Here is a 13,707-nt window from a genome sequence, read left to right on the forward strand (position 1 = left end):
TCGAGTCGAGATCTGCTCGACGAGCACAGGAGAGCCCTCGCCAGGAGTCCTACGGACAGGCGAGGGCTAGCGTACGAACGCAGGGCGCAGCGAACCCAGGAAGCGGGGTGCGTGTGCGCGAGCCATGCACCCCATTGTGCGCGTGTACCGGCGATGCGCACCCATCGATCCTGACGCGCCCAAGCTCCCCCGCGCCGCCCGGCGTCACGGCTATCGTCGGGCGTGCCCGCCGCGGCACCTGCGGCTGCACCCGAGGGAGCACGATGTCCGAGCCGGCACCTGCGGAAACAGCCCATCTCACGGTCCGCGGCGCCGTCGTGCTCGGGATCGGCGCGATGGTCGGTGCGGGGATCTTCGCGCTGCTCGGGCAGGCCGGCGCGGTCGCCGGCTCCGCGGTGTGGATCTCGTTCCTGCTGGCCGGGGCGATGTCCGCGACGCTCGGGTACACGCTCGTGAAGTTCGCGATGCGCTGGCCGTCGTCCGGTGGGCTGATCGTGTACCTGGAGCACGGCTTCCGCAGCCGGCGGCTCGTCGGTGTCGCCGCGTGGCTCGGGTACCTGACCGCGATCGTCGTGGTGGGCGCGATGGTCGCCGCGTCGTTCGGGGACTACGCCGCCGTGCTGCTCGCCGACGCACCTCCGGGCGGCTGGTTGTCGAAGCTGTGCGCCGCAGCGCTGGTGGTGCTCGGGACCTGGGTCACGGTCGCGGGGCCGCGTCTCATCGACCGGGTGCAGACGGGGATCGTGGGCTTGCTCCTCGTCGTGTTCGCCGTTTTCGTCGTCGGCACGCTCCCGCACGTGGACGCAGCGCTCCTGGCGCCGAGCACCTACCCGGGCGTCGACGACATCGTGGCCAGCATCGCCCTGACGTTCTTCGCCTTCCTCGGCTTCGCGGTGATCTCGTTCTCGGGCGGCGACCTGGCAGAGCCTCGGCGCGAGCTGCCGGTCGCGATGTACGCGGCGCTCGCGATCACCACCGTGCTGTACGTGGCCGTCGCGCTCTCGGTGTTCGGCACCCTGCCCGTCGACGAGGTCGTGGCCGCGGGTCCGACGGCCCTGGCCGTCGCGGCGGAGCCGGCGCTCGGCCAGGCCGGGTTCGTGATGATGGCCTGCGCGGCGCTGCTGGCGACGGCCTCCACGGTGACCGCGATGCTCTACGGCTCGGTCGGGCTCAGCGCGGCACTCGCGAGCTCCGGGACCTTCCCGCGGGTGTTCGGCCCGGGCACGCGGCTGGGCCGGCACGGCGGGCTGCTCATCACCGCGGCGCTGATGGTCGCGCTCGTGACCGTGCTCAGCGTCGGGGCCCTCGCTTCGGTCGGCAGCGCCGTGTCGCTCGCGGTCTTCCTGCTCGTCGCCGTGGCAGCCTTCCGGCTGAGGACCGAGCTCGGCGCGTCCCCGGTGCTGACCGCGGTCGCGGTTGCGGTCTCCGGCTTCGTGCTGGTGTGGTTCGTCGTGGACCTGTACGCGTCGGACCGGCGCTCGTTCTGGGCCATGATCGTCCTGGTCGGGCTCGCCGTCGTCGTCGACGAGGCGTGGACGCGGCGACGCCGGGCGCTCGACGCCGGTCGCTGACCCGCACGGGGGCGCGCTGCCACCCCGGTACCGTGCACGCATGCGGTGGGAGTCGCTCTTCGCGGACATGGAGGCCCAGCTCGCGGCCGGCCGACTCGCTGACGTCCGGGCGGACGTGGCCGAGCTCGCGCGCGCCGAGCGCGCCTCGATCACCCTCGCCGCGCGGGCGCGCGCGTCCGTCGGTCGCCCTGTACGGATGCTGGTGGGCGGCGCCGACGTCGTCGAGGGCGAGCTGATCGACGCGACGCCGGAGTGGCTCCTGGTGGCGACGTCATCCGTACGTCGCGCCCTCGTCCCGCTCGCCGCCGCGTCGGCGATCGACGGGCTCGCCGCGCACGCGGCACCCGCGGCCGGAGCGGTGGAGTCGCGGCTGGGGCTCGGGCACGCGCTGCGGGCGCTCGCCCGGGACCGGGCCGTGGTCCGGGTGCGGGCCGGCGGTGCCGACCTGACCGGCCGCATCGAGCGGGTCGGCGCCGATCATCTCGACCTCGCCGACGTCGACGGGGCGCGTCGTGGCGGGTGGGCCGTCGCGTTCGCGACGCTGCAGGTCGTCCGGACGGGCTGAGCCGGTCAGTCCCCGGCGGCGTCGTCGATCGTGCTGCCGTCGCTGGAGATCCGGGCACGCGTCTGCTCGTACATCCGCTGGATGTACTTCTCCAGCTCGGTCGACTCGACGCGCCACTGCAGCCGTCCGCCGATCTGGATGGCGGGCAGCTCACCGGAGCGCACGAGGGCGTAGGCCTGCGGCGCCGAGATGTTCAGCACCTCGGTGACGTCCGCGAGGGTCAGGAACCGCGAAGACATGACCGCAGTGTGGCACGCGGTAGCGCCCGGACCCGGTTGTCCACAATGCTCCGTTCGCGTCGGTCTGCAGACGGCAGGATGGCCGTCTGCAGCGATGCACCACGAACCAGGGGAGCCGATGGACACGAGCGTGATGGACCTGCCCGCACCGGTGGCAGCGCGGCTGCGACGCCCCGGCTGGCGCGACCCGCGACTCCTGGCCGGCGTCGCGATGGTCGCTGCATCGGTGCTCCTCGGCTCGTGGGCGGTGCGGACGGCGCAGGCCACGGTCCCCGTGTACGTGACGCGCGCCGCCCTGGTGCCGGGAGACCGCGTCACGGCAGCGGACCTCGCGGTCGTCGACGTCCGGCTGGGCACGGTCAACCTGGACCACTACCTGCGCGCCGACCGGCCCGTCGCCTCCGACGGCGTCGCGGTCCGTGCCGTCGGTCGGGGCGAGCTCGTGCCTGCGTCCGCTGTTGGCTCGTCTGCCGACCTCGACCTGCGGCCCGTCTCGGTGACGCTGACGCGCGCACCCTCGAGCGACGTGGTGCCCGGCGCGCTCGTGGACCTGTGGTTCACCCCTCCCGCGCCCGAGGAGGACGCCGAGCCGACGGAACCGAGCGAGCTGGCCGGTGGTCTCACGGTCGCCGAGGTGAGCACGCCGTCGGGAGCCTTCGGCGCGTCGGGCGGGAGCGCGGTCCAGGTGCTGGTCCCCAGCTCGCTGCTCCCCGTGATCCTCACGGCGCTCGCGGCCGAGGGCACGGTCGACGTCGTCCCGGTCCTGGGCACGGGGGGCTGACGTGGCTGTCGGGGTGCTCTGTGCCGTCCAGGGGTCCGCGGAGGCGATCATCGTCCAGGCCGTCGAGCAGACGGGCGGACGGCTCAGCGTGACCAGGCGGTGTGCCGACCTGACCGAGCTGCTCGCGGCCGCCGAGGCCGGGCTCGGGCGGCTCGCCGTCGTCTCGGGCGACCTCGACCTGCTGGACCGCGAGGCGATCGACCTGCTGCACCGGGCCGGGGTCCGCGTCGTCGGCATCGGCGACGCCAGTCGTCCGTGGCTCGGGGAGCGGCTCGCGGCGCTCGGCGCGGACCTCGTGGCGGTCGCGCCGCACGACGAGGCCTCCGCGAGCGATGTCGTCCGGGAGGCGCTCGCCATCCTCGGCGCCGCACCGGACGGCACGCCGGAGCCGTCGTGGCCCGACGAGCACACCCACCGCCGTCCGTCACGCGGTCTCGTCGTGGCCGTGTGGGGTCCGACGGGCGCACCGGGCCGCACGACCGTGGCCGTGAACGTGGCCGCGGAGCTTGCCGCGGGTGGGCGCCGGACGCTGCTCGTGGACGCCGACACCTACGGCGGGAGCGTCGCGCAGGTGGTCGGCATGCTGGACGAGGCACCCGGGCTCGCCGCGGCGGCACGCGCGGCCGGGCAGGGCACCCTCGACCTGATGACGCTCGCCCGGCTCACCCCGACGATCGCCCCCGACCTGCGGGTCCTGTCGGGCATCTCCCGGGCGGACCGGTGGCCGGAGCTCCCGTCCTCGTCGCTCGACGCCGTGTGGACGGTCGCGCGGGGGCTCGCCGAGTGGACGGTGATCGACTGCGGCTTCTGCCTGGAGCAGGACGAGGCGCTCACCTACGACACCAGGGCGCCACGGCGGAACGCGGCCACGATCAGCGCCCTCGAGGCGGCCGACGTGGTGCTCGTGGTGGGTGGGGGTGACCCGGTCGGCATCCAGCGCCTGGTCCGCGGCCTGGGCGAGCTCACCGACCTCGGGCTGGGCAGCACGAGGTTCGTGCTCGTGAACCGGGTGCGCGCGACCGTCGCAGGCCCGCACCCTGCGGAGGCCGTCAGTCAGGCCCTCGCGCGCTACGCGGGCGTCACCGACGCGCACGTGGTGCCCGACGACCGTCCGGCCCTGGACACGGCGCTGCTGGAGGCGCGGACGTTGCGGGAGGCCGCGCCGGGATCGCCCGTGCGACGCGCGCTGGCGGGGGTGGCGGCGCGCATCGATGCGCTGCTCGTGGCGGCTCCCGCCGAGGAGCCGGTCGCGGAGACCGTGCGCGCCTGACGGTCCGCCGTGCGCGCCCGAACGGGCGGACGTGCGCGCACGGGGCACACTGGGCCTCGTGCGCATCTACCTCCCCGCCTCGCTCGACGAGCTCGATCCCGCGTCCGCCCCGCTGTCGGCCCGCCGCGCCCACGCGGTGACACCGGCGCTGCGGGCGATGTTCGCCGACGAGGACGACGAAGGTCTGGAGTACGCCGCGCAGCTGGCGGCCGCCGACGACTCCCTCGAGCTGCTGGGCGGGCGGCCGGACGCACCGCAGCTGCGGTGCGTCGTGTCGGCGGACGTGGCCGACGCCGCGGTGCTCGCTCTGTCGGACGACGACGACGTCCCCAGCGCGGTCGAGCTGACCCGCGCGGTACCGCAGGCCGACGTCATCTGCGTGCACGTCGACGAGCCCGCGGCAGCGACCGACGTCGCGCTGGCCGCCGGGGGAGACGAGGAGGCGGCGGCGCGCCTCGACGAGCGGGACCTGCTCTGGTACGACGCGACCGAGCTGGCAAACGTCCCGCGCTGATGGCGGGCAGGCCGGCCACAGGGCTGCCGGCGGGTGGGCTTCGTCACGTGGAGGGTCGCCGGTTGGACCCGGCCTCAGCGCTCGGGTAGTGTTCACCGCCGGTACGACGTCCGGATGCGCGTTGGTCCGCCCCGCCAGGCGACCTTCGAGCTCCGGGCGTTATACCCCCATGGGGTATGGTGTAATTGGCAGCACGACTGATTCTGGTTCAGTTAGTCTAGGTTCGAGTCCTGGTACCCCAGCGCGAGCACCGCTGGCTCGATCTCCTCGGAGCATCGGGTAGAGTGTTCACTCGCAAGCGAGGCCTACGGGCCGAGCAGCGTATAGGCCCCCGTTGTGTAGCGGCCTAGCACGCCGCCCTCTCACGGCGGTAGCGCCGGTTCGAATCCGGTCGGGGGTACGCACAAGTTGGCCCGGTCACCACGGTGACCGGGCCTTCTGCGTTGTTGAGCTCCTCAGTGCTGGCCGGGCGGGCCGTGCGACGACGTCGGCAGGAGCGCGACGACGCCCCAGCCGATCACGGCCGCGATCGCGCCGACGAGGATGCCCGTGAGCACGGCGTCGCCGGCACCACCACCGCCCAGGAGGGCGAGGACCGCGCCCAGGACGAGGCCGACACCACCGGCGACGAGTGCCACGCGCCGACGCAGGCGACGCCGCGAGGCCGCGGCGCCGCGCACGGCCATCTCAGTCCGCCGTCCGTCGCAGGACCTCGGTCAGCCGGTTGGCCGCCGACACGACCGCGGCAGCGTGCAGCCGGCCCGGCTGCCGGGAGAGCCGCTCGAGCGGCCCGGAGACCGACACGGCGGCGACGATGCGACCGGACGGGCCACGCACCGGAGCGGACACCGACGCGACGCCGACCTCGCGCTCGGAGACCGACTGGGCCCAGCCGCGGCGACGGACCCCGGACAGGATGGTCGCCGTGAACTTGGCGCCCTGCAGGCCGCGGTGCAGCCGGTCGGGCTCCTCCCAGGCGAGCAGGATCTGCGCGGCGGAACCGGCGTGCATGGTCAGGGTGGCGCCCACCGGGATCGAGTCGCGCAGACCGATCGGGCGCTCGGCGGCGGCCACACAGATCCGCTGGTCACCCTGGCGGCGGTAGAGCTGGGCGCTCTCGCCGGTGTGGTCGCGCAGCGCGGCCAGCACGGGGCCGGCGGCGGCGAGCAGGCGGTCCTCGCCGGCGGCCGTGGCAAGCTCCGAGAGGCGGGGGCCGAGCACGAACCGGCCCTGCATGTCGCGCGCCACGAGACGATGGTGCTCGAGCGCCACGGCCAGCCTGTGGGCCGTGGGTCGAGCAAGATGGGTGGCGGTGACGAGCTGCGCGAGCGTGGCCGGGCCTGCCTCGAGGGCGCTGAGAACGGACGCGGCCTTGTCCAGCACGCCGACTCCGCTAGAGTTGTCCATAGGTCGATATTGGCGTCTCGAAGGCTGAGATGCAAGTACGACAGCAGACGAGCCGGGAAAACCACTCTCCCGGCCGACGGATCGAACGAGAGAACGGACCGAGAAGATGGCCGGCACGTTGGCGGAGAAGGTCTGGGACGCGCACGTCGTGCGACGGGGCACCGACGGGGCGCCCGACCTCCTCTACATCGACCTCCACCTCGTGCACGAGGTGACGAGCCCGCAGGCGTTCGAGGGCCTGCGTCTCGCGGGTCGCCCCGTGCGCCGCCCGGACCTGACCCTGGCGACCGAGGACCACAACACCCCCACGCTGGACATCGACCGGCCCATCGCCGACGAGACCAGCCGCACGCAGATCCAGACGCTGCGCAACAACGCCGCGGAGTTCGGTGTGCGCATCCACTCGCTCGGCGACGCGGACCAGGGCATCGTGCACCAGGTCGGACCGCAGCTCGGCCTCACCCAGCCCGGGCTCACCGTGGTCTGCGGTGACTCGCACACGTCCACGCACGGCGCGTTCGGCGCGCTGGCGTTCGGCATCGGCACCAGCGAGGTCGAGCACGTGCTCGCCACGCAGACGCTGCCGCTGGCGCCGTTCAAGACGATGGCGATCACGGTCGACGGCGAGCTTCCCGCGGGAGCCACGAGCAAGGACATCATCCTGGCGATCATCGCCAAGATCGGCACCGGCGGCGGTCAGGGCTACGTGCTCGAGTACCGCGGCGAGGCCATCCGCGCGCTGTCGATGGAAGCCCGCATGACGGTCTGCAACATGTCGATCGAGGCCGGCGCGCGCGCGGGCATGATCGCGCCCGACCAGACGACGTTCGACTACCTGCAGGGTCGCCCGCACGCGCCCGAGGGTGCCGACTGGGATGCAGCCGTGGCGTACTGGAGCACGCTGAAGACCGACGAGGACGCCGAGTTCGACGTCGAGGTGGTCCTCAAGGCGGAGGACCTCGAGCCGTTCGTCACGTGGGGCACCAACCCCGGCCAGGGTCTTCCTCTGTCCGGCTCGGTGCCGGTGCCCGAGGAGATCGCCGACGCCGACGAGCGCGGAGCCGCCGAGCGCGCCATCGAGTACATGGGCCTGACCCCGGGCCAGCCCCTGCGCGACATCAAGGTCGACACGGTCTTCATCGGCTCGTGCACCAACGGCCGCATCGAGGACCTGCGCTCGGTGGCCAAGGTCATCCGCGGCAAGCACAAGTCCGACGACGTCCGCGTGCTCGTGGTGCCGGCGTCGGCCCGCGTGCGGCTCCAGGCGGAGGCCGAGGGGCTCGACAAGATCTTCCTCGACTTCGGCGCCGAGTGGCGCAACGCCGGCTGCTCGATGTGTCTGGGCATGAACCCCGACCAGCTCGCACCGGGGGAGCGCTCGGCGTCCACGTCGAACCGCAACTTCGAGGGCCGGCAGGGCAAGGGCGGACGCACGCACCTGGTCTCGCCGCTCGTCGCCGCCGCCACCGCCATCCGCGGCACGCTGTCGTCGTACGCGGACCTCGACACCGGGGCGCCCACGCCCGACGGCAGCCCTCTGACCGACCTCCAGACGGTCTGACCCAGGAAAGCGAGCACTGTCATGGAGAAGTTCAGCCAGCACACCGGCGTCGGGGTCCCGCTGCGCCGCAGCAACGTCGACACCGACCAGATCATCCCGGCCGTCTACCTCAAGCGCGTCACGCGCACCGGGTTCGAGGACGCGCTGTTCGCCGCCTGGCGCGGCGACCCGTCGTTCATCCTCAACCAGGAGGCGTACTCGTCCGGCTCCGTCCTGGTCGCCGGGCCCGACTTCGGCACCGGCTCGTCCCGTGAGCACGCCGTCTGGGCGCTCAAGGACTACGGCTTCAAGGTCGTCATCTCGAACCGCTTCGCGGACATCTTCCGCGGCAACTCCGGCAAGCAGGGTCTGCTCGCCGCGCAGGCGGCGCAGGAGGACATCGAGCTCATCTGGAAGATCCTCGAGACGCGCCCCGGCACGGAGGTGACCGTCGACCTGGAGTCGAAGACGATCACCTGCGACGACGTCGTGGTGCCCTTCCAGGTCGACGACTACACGCGCTGGCGCCTCATGGAGGGCCTCGACGACATCGGGCTGACGCTCGAGCACGCCGACGAGATCTCCGACTTCGAGGCCCGTCGTGAGTCGTGGCGGCCCGCCACGCTGCCCGCCAAGCACCTGCCGCCCGTCGAGATCGTCGCCGCGCGGCCGAGCGGCGTACCGGTCGAGATCGGCCGCCGCCCCTGACGCCTGTCCGGCGGGTTGCAGGCGTTGCGGCCCGCCGGACGGCGACAGTGACTAGCGTGTGCGCTGGGCCACGGTGCAGTGCGCGCCGGCCGAGGGAGGACCACCATGCCGGGCAAGTCGCAGATCGCCGACCGGATCGCCGCCAGAGGCGCCTCTCGAGCCGCCGCCGCAGCGGCGGTGGAGGCCGTGCTCGACGAGATCACCACCGCGCTCGCGGCCGGCGAGAGGGTGACGCTCACCGGGTTCGGGACGTTCGAGGCCACCGGTCGCGCCGCGCGCACAGGACGCAACCCGCGCACCGGTGAGGCGCTCGAGGTGGCCGCGACGACGGTGGCGCGGTTCCACCCCGGCGCCACGCTGCGCGCGCGGGTCGCCGCTGGTCCGGGTGAGCCGCTCGGAGCCGTCGCGGACCTGAGCACCCTGCAGGGCCTCGCTGCGCCCGAGCCTGCAGCGGTCGCCGCACCCACGCCCGCCCCGGCACCGAGGTCGAAGCCGTCGGGAACGTCGTCGGCCAAGGCGAAGGCGAGCGCGAGTGCGAAGGCGAAGGCCAAGGCCGAGGCGAAGAAGGCCGACGTCAAGAAGCGCGCCGACGCCGCCAAGAAGGCCGACGCGAAGAAGCGCGCCGACGCCAAGAAGAAGACGAAGAAGCAGGCCGCTGCCAAGGACAAGAAGAAGTCCGGTAAGGGTCACGCCAAGAAGAAGTGACGCCCGGCCCAGTCACGTGAAGGTTTCGCACCCACACCGGCGTGCCGGTGCGGGTGCGGTCAGGAGCACGCCCGCGCGTGGGAGACGATGGTTCGATGACCGACCTGCTGTACGTCAACGGTGGCAACCCGCTCTCGGGGGAGATCACCGTCCGCGGTGCGAAGAACTTCGTCTCCAAGGCGATGGTCGCGGCCCTGCTGGGTGAGACGCCGAGCACGCTGCGCAACGTCCCGCAGATCCGCGACGTCGCCGTCGTCACGGGGCTGCTGGAGCTCCACGGCGTCAAGGTCGACGCCGACGCCGAGGCGGGCGTCCTGCACCTCGACCCGACGGACGTCGAGTCGGCGCACGTCGCGGACATCGACACCCACGCCGGGTCCAGCCGCATCCCGATCCTGTTCTGCGGCCCGCTGCTGCACCGGCTCGGTGAGGCGTTCATCCCGGACCTGGGCGGCTGCCGGATCGGCGACCGGCCGATCAACTACCACCTCGACATCCTGCGGCAGTTCGGCGCGGTCGTGGACAAGACCGACAACGGCATCCACATCCGTGCTCCGCGCCGGCTCCAGGGCACCAAGATCGCGCTGCCGTACCCCAGCGTCGGCGCGACGGAGCAGCTGCTGCTCACGGCCGTCCGGGCGGAGGGCGTCACCGAGCTGGCCAACGCGGCGATCGAGCCCGAGATCCTCGACCTCATCAACGTGCTCCAGAAGATGGGCGCGATCATCTCCGTCGACACCGACCGGGTGATCCGGATCGAGGGCGTCGACCGGCTGGTCGGCTTCCAGCACACCGCGCTCTCGGACCGGATCGAGGCGGCCTCGTGGGCGTCGGCGGCCCTGGCGACGGGCGGCGACATCTACGTCCGCGGCGCGACGCAGCCCGAGATGACCACGTTCCTCAACACGTTCCGCAAGGTCGGCGGCGAGTTCGCCATCGACGACGCCGGCATCCGGTTCTTCCACCCCGGCGGGGACCTGCGCTCGATCACGCTCGAGACGGACGTGCACCCCGGGTTCATGACCGACTGGCAGCAGCCGCTGGTCGTGGCCCTGACCCAGGCCAAGGGCCTGTCGATCGTGCACGAGACGGTGTACGAGAACCGGTTCGGGTTCACCGAGGCCCTGGTGGGCATGGGCGCGACCATCCAGGTCTACAAGGAGTGCCTGGGAGGCCGGCCGTGCCGGTTCGGGCAGCGCAACTTCTACCACTCGGCCGTGATCTCCGGCCCGACGCCGCTCGCGGCCGCGGACATCGAGGTGCCGGACCTGCGCGGGGGGTTCAGCCACCTCATCGCCGCGCTGACGGCGAAGGGCACGTCGTCGGTGCGGGGCATCAGCCTCATCGACCGCGGGTACGAGCGGTTCACGGCGAAGCTCGAGGCGCTCGGCGCCGAGTTCAGCCGGGACTGACAGGTAGCATCGGCTCCCGTGCAACCGCCGGCCAGATCCAATCGCGCCTACCGCATCGTCGCTCACATCGTGCGGCCCATCCTGCGCGCGATGACGCGTCACGACTGGAGCGGGACCGAGAACTTCCCGCGCGAGGGCGGGTTCATCGTCACCTCGAACCACATGACGAACATCGATCCGCTGACGTTCGCCCACTTCCTGTGGGACAACGGCGTCGCGCCGAAGATCCTGGCCAAGGCGCCGCTGTTCAAGATCCCCGTGCTCGCGGGCGTGCTGCGGGCGACGGGCCAGATCCCGGTGTACCGGAACACCGCGTCGGCGGGCGAGTCGCTGACCGCGGCGGTCACCGCGATCGGTGACGGTGACGTGGTCGCGGTGTTCCCGGAGGGCACGCTGACCCGGGACCCGGACCTGTGGCCGATGGTCGGCAAGACCGGCATCGCGCGCCTCGCGCTGACGACCAGGGCGCCGGTCATCCCCGTCGCCCAGTGGGGCGCGCAGAACCTGCTGGCCCGCTACGGCAAGCTGCTCAAGCCGTTCCCGCGCAAGCTGGTGACGGTCGTCGCCGGCCCCCCGGTGGTGCTGGACGACCTGTACGACCGCCCGCAGGACACCGCGACGCTGCGGGAGGCCACGGAGCGGGTGATGGACGCGATCACGGCCCTGCTGGCGCAGGTGCGCGACGAGGAGCCGCCGGCGGTTCGCTACGACATGCGCAAGCCTCTCGCGCAGGGCGAGAAGAGGGTCGGCGGAGACCACGCGACCCACCCCGAGCTGCCGTGACGGCGGACCAGGTGACGCACGACCGGCCGCACACGCCGGGTGCGCCGCGACTGCGCGCGGCGGTACTGGGCGCCGGTGCCTGGGGCACCACGTTCGCGGCCGTGATGGCTGACGCCGGGTGCGACGTGACGGTCTGGGGACGCGACGAGAAGGTCTGCCGGCAGATCGCCGACGAGCACCGCAACGAGGCCTACCTGCCGGGGGTCCAGCTGCCGGCACGCGTCACCGCGTCGAGCGACGCCCGGGCCGTCCTCGCGGGCGCCGACGTCGTCGCGGTCGCCATCCCGTCGCAGAGCGCGCGCGCCACGCTGACGCCCCTGGCCGACGCCGTGGCGGGCCACGCCGTGGCCGTCTCGCTCATGAAGGGCGTCGAGCTGTCGACCGATCGCCGCATGAGCGAGGTCGTCGCGGAGTCGCTCGGCATCCCGGCCGACCGGATCGCCGTCGTCTCCGGGCCCAACCTGGCGCTCGAGATCGCCCGCCGGCAGCCGACCGCGACGGTCGTGGCATCCACCAGCGAGGCGACGGCCCAGCTGGTGGCGCGGGCGTGCGCGTCCGCGTACTTCCGGCCGTACACGAACGACGACGTCGTCGGCGTCGAGCTGTGCGGGGCCGTGAAGAACGTCATCGCGCTCGCGGTCGGCATCTCGCAGGGTCGCGGCCTCGGCTACAACACGATGGCGACGGTCATCACGCGCGGCCTGGTGGAGATCACCCGGCTCGGGCTGGCCCTGGGCGCGGACGCGGACACGTTCCCCGGCCTCGCCGGCCTCGGGGACCTGATGGCGACCTGCGCGTCGCCCGACTCGCGCAACCACACGCTCGGCGGCCACATCGGCCGCGGCATGACCCTCGACGAGGCGATCTCCGCGACCGGGGGCACCGCGGAGGGCGTGAAGTCGTGCCGGTCCGTCCTGGAGCTCGCCACCACCCTCGGCGTCGAGATGCCGATCACGTCGGCGGTCGTGAAGGTGCTGCACGAGGGCCTGCCGGTCGACCAGCTGGCCCCGCTGCTGCTCGCGCGACCGCACAAGGCCGAAGGCGCCTAGCGACTCTCGAGCGCCTGCGCGAGGTCGCGCCAGAGGTCCTCGACGTCCTCGATGCCGACCGACATCCGCAGCAGGTCCTCCGGCACGGTGAGCGACTCGGTGGCGAACCGGCGTCGGCGCTCCAGGGTCGACTCCACTCCGCCGAGGCTCGTTGCGGGCACCCACAGCCGCAGGGCCGCGACGACAGCGTCCGCCGCGTCGGGTCCACCGTGCGGGCGCAGCCCGATGATCGCGCCGAAGCCGTCCATGAGCCGCGCAGCGCGCTCGTGGCCCGGGTCGGAGGGCAGGCTCGGGTGCCGGACCTCCGCGACGGCGGGGTGCTCGCTGAGACGTCGGGCGAGCTCGGCGGCGTTGCTCTGCGCGCGCTCGACCCGCAGCGCGAGCGTGCGCAGGCCGCGCAGGGCGAGCCACACCTCGAACGGTCCGGCGATCGACCCGTTCAGCGTGCGGTACGCGTGCAGCCGGGCGTGCAGGTCGTCGTCGTCGGCCAGCGCGGCGCCGAGCACGACGTCCGTGTGCCCGGCGAGGTACTTGGTCACGGAGTGCACGACGACGTCCGCCCCGTGCTCGAACGGGCGCTGCACCAGGGGCGTCGCGAACGTGTTGTCGACGCCGACGAGCGCACCCACCGCGTGCGCCGCCTCGACGAGCGCGGGGAGGTCGGCGACCTCGAGCATGGGGTTGGTCGGCGTCTCGACCCAGAGCAGCGACGCCGGCCGCGGCGCGCTCAGGGCGGCAACCACCGCGGCGGTGTCGTCGATGTCGACCAGCGTCACGTCGATGCCGAGGCGCTCCTGCAGGTCCTGCGCGTAGCCGAGGGTCACCTGATAGGCGTGCCGGGGCATGACCAGCCGGCCGCCGGGCGGAATGAGGGAGAGCGCCGCCGCGATGGCCGCCATGCCCGAGCCGAACACCAGGGCCGGGTGCGTGGAGCCCTCGAGCGTGCCGAGCGTCTCCTCGAACGGGTGCCACGTCGCGGTGTCCATGCGGCCGTACAGCGGCTCGCCGTCTGCGGGCACGCCCTGCGAGACGAAGGTGGAGGAGAGCACGACGGGCGGGTTCACGGGCGCGCCCTGGGTGCGCGCCGGCCGGCCGGCGGCGACGACGAGCGTCGCGGGGGAGAGGTCGTCGTCGTGGTCGGAGGTCACCCGCCGCAGGTTACC

15 protein-coding genes and 2 tRNA genes are annotated in these 13,707 nt (G+C 73.0%); 13 read left to right on the forward strand and 4 right to left on the reverse strand.

Annotated features, from left to right (window positions below):
• Positions 1-263: 263 nt before the first annotated feature.
• Together J2X26_RS07980 and J2X26_RS07985 are read left to right on the forward strand one after the other, a co-directional pair.
• Positions 264-1,571: an APC family permease gene (locus J2X26_RS07980; protein WP_307491274.1), complete on the forward strand. Its 1,308-nt coding sequence runs from the start codon at positions 264-266 to the stop codon at positions 1,569-1,571.
• A gap of 40 nt (positions 1,572-1,611) precedes the next feature.
• The gene (locus tag J2X26_RS07985) at positions 1,612-2,136 is read left to right on the forward strand and encodes a hypothetical protein (protein ID WP_307491275.1); all 525 of its coding nucleotides are present in this window, start codon (positions 1,612-1,614) and stop codon (positions 2,134-2,136) included.
• Positions 2,137-2,141: 5 nt separating this feature from the next.
• Here J2X26_RS07985 and J2X26_RS07990 read toward each other — a convergent pair whose 3' ends face one another.
• Complete coding sequence (locus tag J2X26_RS07990; RefSeq protein WP_307491276.1) at positions 2,142-2,375, reverse strand: helix-turn-helix domain-containing protein; 234 nt, start codon at positions 2,373-2,375, stop codon at positions 2,142-2,144.
• A 118-nt stretch (positions 2,376-2,493) separates the two neighbouring features.
• Here J2X26_RS07990 and J2X26_RS07995 point away from each other — a divergent pair, with 118 nt between their 5' ends.
• The 5 genes from J2X26_RS07995 (at position 2,494) to J2X26_RS08015 (ending at position 5,340) form a co-directional block, all read left to right on the forward strand.
• Entirely contained in the window at positions 2,494-3,156 is a 663-nt protein-coding gene (locus J2X26_RS07995; protein WP_307491278.1) for a hypothetical protein, read from the forward strand.
• Between the two features lies 1 nt (position 3,157).
• Positions 3,158-4,426, forward strand: coding sequence for an AAA family ATPase (locus tag J2X26_RS08000; protein WP_307491280.1), 1,269 nt, complete (start codon positions 3,158-3,160; stop codon positions 4,424-4,426).
• A 58-nt stretch (positions 4,427-4,484) separates the two neighbouring features.
• The gene (locus J2X26_RS08005; protein WP_307491281.1) at positions 4,485-4,940 is read left to right on the forward strand and encodes a DUF6912 family protein; all 456 of its coding nucleotides are present in this window, start codon (positions 4,485-4,487) and stop codon (positions 4,938-4,940) included.
• 170 nt (positions 4,941-5,110) lie between these two features.
• A tRNA-Gln gene (locus tag J2X26_RS08010) sits at positions 5,111-5,182 on the forward strand.
• A gap of 85 nt (positions 5,183-5,267) precedes the next feature.
• Positions 5,268-5,340, forward strand: a tRNA-Glu gene (locus J2X26_RS08015).
• 55 nt (positions 5,341-5,395) lie between these two features.
• Here the strand turns inward: J2X26_RS08015 and J2X26_RS08020 are convergent.
• Both J2X26_RS08020 and J2X26_RS08025 read right to left on the reverse strand, forming a co-directional pair.
• Complete coding sequence (locus J2X26_RS08020; protein WP_307491283.1) at positions 5,396-5,626, reverse strand: hypothetical protein; 231 nt, start codon at positions 5,624-5,626, stop codon at positions 5,396-5,398.
• A gap of 1 nt (position 5,627) precedes the next feature.
• Positions 5,628-6,347, reverse strand: a complete 720-nt coding sequence (locus J2X26_RS08025) for an IclR family transcriptional regulator (protein WP_028046824.1) — start codon at positions 6,345-6,347, stop codon at positions 5,628-5,630.
• A 106-nt stretch (positions 6,348-6,453) separates the two neighbouring features.
• On the opposite strand from J2X26_RS08025, the gene leuC reads away from it, so the two are divergent.
• From leuC to J2X26_RS08055, 6 genes are all read left to right on the forward strand, one after another.
• The gene (gene leuC / locus J2X26_RS08030; protein WP_307491285.1) at positions 6,454-7,908 is read left to right on the forward strand and encodes a 3-isopropylmalate dehydratase large subunit; all 1,455 of its coding nucleotides are present in this window, start codon (positions 6,454-6,456) and stop codon (positions 7,906-7,908) included.
• A gap of 21 nt (positions 7,909-7,929) precedes the next feature.
• Positions 7,930-8,595 (forward strand): 3-isopropylmalate dehydratase small subunit, encoded by a 666-nt coding sequence (leuD, locus tag J2X26_RS08035; protein ID WP_307491286.1) that lies wholly within the window; start codon positions 7,930-7,932, stop codon positions 8,593-8,595.
• A gap of 105 nt (positions 8,596-8,700) precedes the next feature.
• Entirely contained in the window at positions 8,701-9,300 is a 600-nt protein-coding gene (locus tag J2X26_RS08040) for an HU family DNA-binding protein (protein WP_307491287.1), read from the forward strand.
• Positions 9,301-9,395: 95 nt separating this feature from the next.
• Complete coding sequence (murA, locus tag J2X26_RS08045) at positions 9,396-10,712, forward strand: UDP-N-acetylglucosamine 1-carboxyvinyltransferase (RefSeq protein ID WP_307491290.1); 1,317 nt, start codon at positions 9,396-9,398, stop codon at positions 10,710-10,712.
• Between the two features lie 18 nt (positions 10,713-10,730).
• The gene (locus J2X26_RS08050; RefSeq protein WP_307491292.1) at positions 10,731-11,495 is read left to right on the forward strand and encodes a lysophospholipid acyltransferase family protein; all 765 of its coding nucleotides are present in this window, start codon (positions 10,731-10,733) and stop codon (positions 11,493-11,495) included.
• Positions 11,492-12,544 carry an NAD(P)H-dependent glycerol-3-phosphate dehydrogenase gene (locus J2X26_RS08055; RefSeq protein WP_439897829.1) on the forward strand — a complete coding sequence of 351 codons (1,053 nt, stop codon included), beginning with the start codon at positions 11,492-11,494 and terminating at the stop codon, positions 12,542-12,544. Before J2X26_RS08050 ends, J2X26_RS08055 begins: the two co-directional genes overlap by 4 nt.
• On the opposite strand, the gene J2X26_RS08060 is transcribed toward J2X26_RS08055, so the two are convergent.
• Positions 12,541-13,692, reverse strand: a complete 1,152-nt coding sequence (locus J2X26_RS08060) for a trans-sulfuration enzyme family protein (RefSeq protein WP_307491294.1) — start codon at positions 13,690-13,692, stop codon at positions 12,541-12,543. The genes J2X26_RS08055 and J2X26_RS08060 overlap by 4 nt on opposite strands.
• Between the last annotated feature and the right edge of the window lie 15 nt (positions 13,693-13,707).

The sequence above is a fragment of the Cellulomonas humilata genome (genome assembly GCF_030814415.1).
Classification (GTDB): domain Bacteria; phylum Actinomycetota; class Actinomycetes; order Actinomycetales; family Cellulomonadaceae; genus Cellulomonas; species Cellulomonas humilata_A.

Bases quoted from the DNA above. Each gene is read 5' to 3' on its own strand.
- J2X26_RS07980 (WP_307491274.1), top strand. From the start codon at position 264: ATGTCCGAGCCGGCACCTGCGGAAACAGCCCATCTCACGGTCCGCGGC.
- J2X26_RS07985 (WP_307491275.1), top strand. From the start codon at position 1,612: ATGCGGTGGGAGTCGCTCTTCGCGGACATGGAGGCCCAGCTCGCGGCC.
- J2X26_RS07990 (WP_307491276.1), bottom strand. From the start codon at position 2,375: ATGTCTTCGCGGTTCCTGACCCTCGCGGACGTCACCGAGGTGCTGAAC.
- J2X26_RS07995 (WP_307491278.1), top strand. From the start codon at position 2,494: ATGGACACGAGCGTGATGGACCTGCCCGCACCGGTGGCAGCGCGGCTG.
- J2X26_RS08020 (WP_307491283.1), bottom strand. From the start codon at position 5,626: ATGGCCGTGCGCGGCGCCGCGGCCTCGCGGCGTCGCCTGCGTCGGCGC.
- J2X26_RS08025 (WP_028046824.1), bottom strand. From the start codon at position 6,347: ATGGACAACTCTAGCGGAGTCGGCGTGCTGGACAAGGCCGCGTCCGTT.
- leuC (WP_307491285.1), top strand. From the start codon at position 6,454: ATGGCCGGCACGTTGGCGGAGAAGGTCTGGGACGCGCACGTCGTGCGA.
- leuD (WP_307491286.1), top strand. From the start codon at position 7,930: ATGGAGAAGTTCAGCCAGCACACCGGCGTCGGGGTCCCGCTGCGCCGC.
- J2X26_RS08040 (WP_307491287.1), top strand. From the start codon at position 8,701: ATGCCGGGCAAGTCGCAGATCGCCGACCGGATCGCCGCCAGAGGCGCC.
- murA (WP_307491290.1), top strand. From the start codon at position 9,396: ATGACCGACCTGCTGTACGTCAACGGTGGCAACCCGCTCTCGGGGGAG.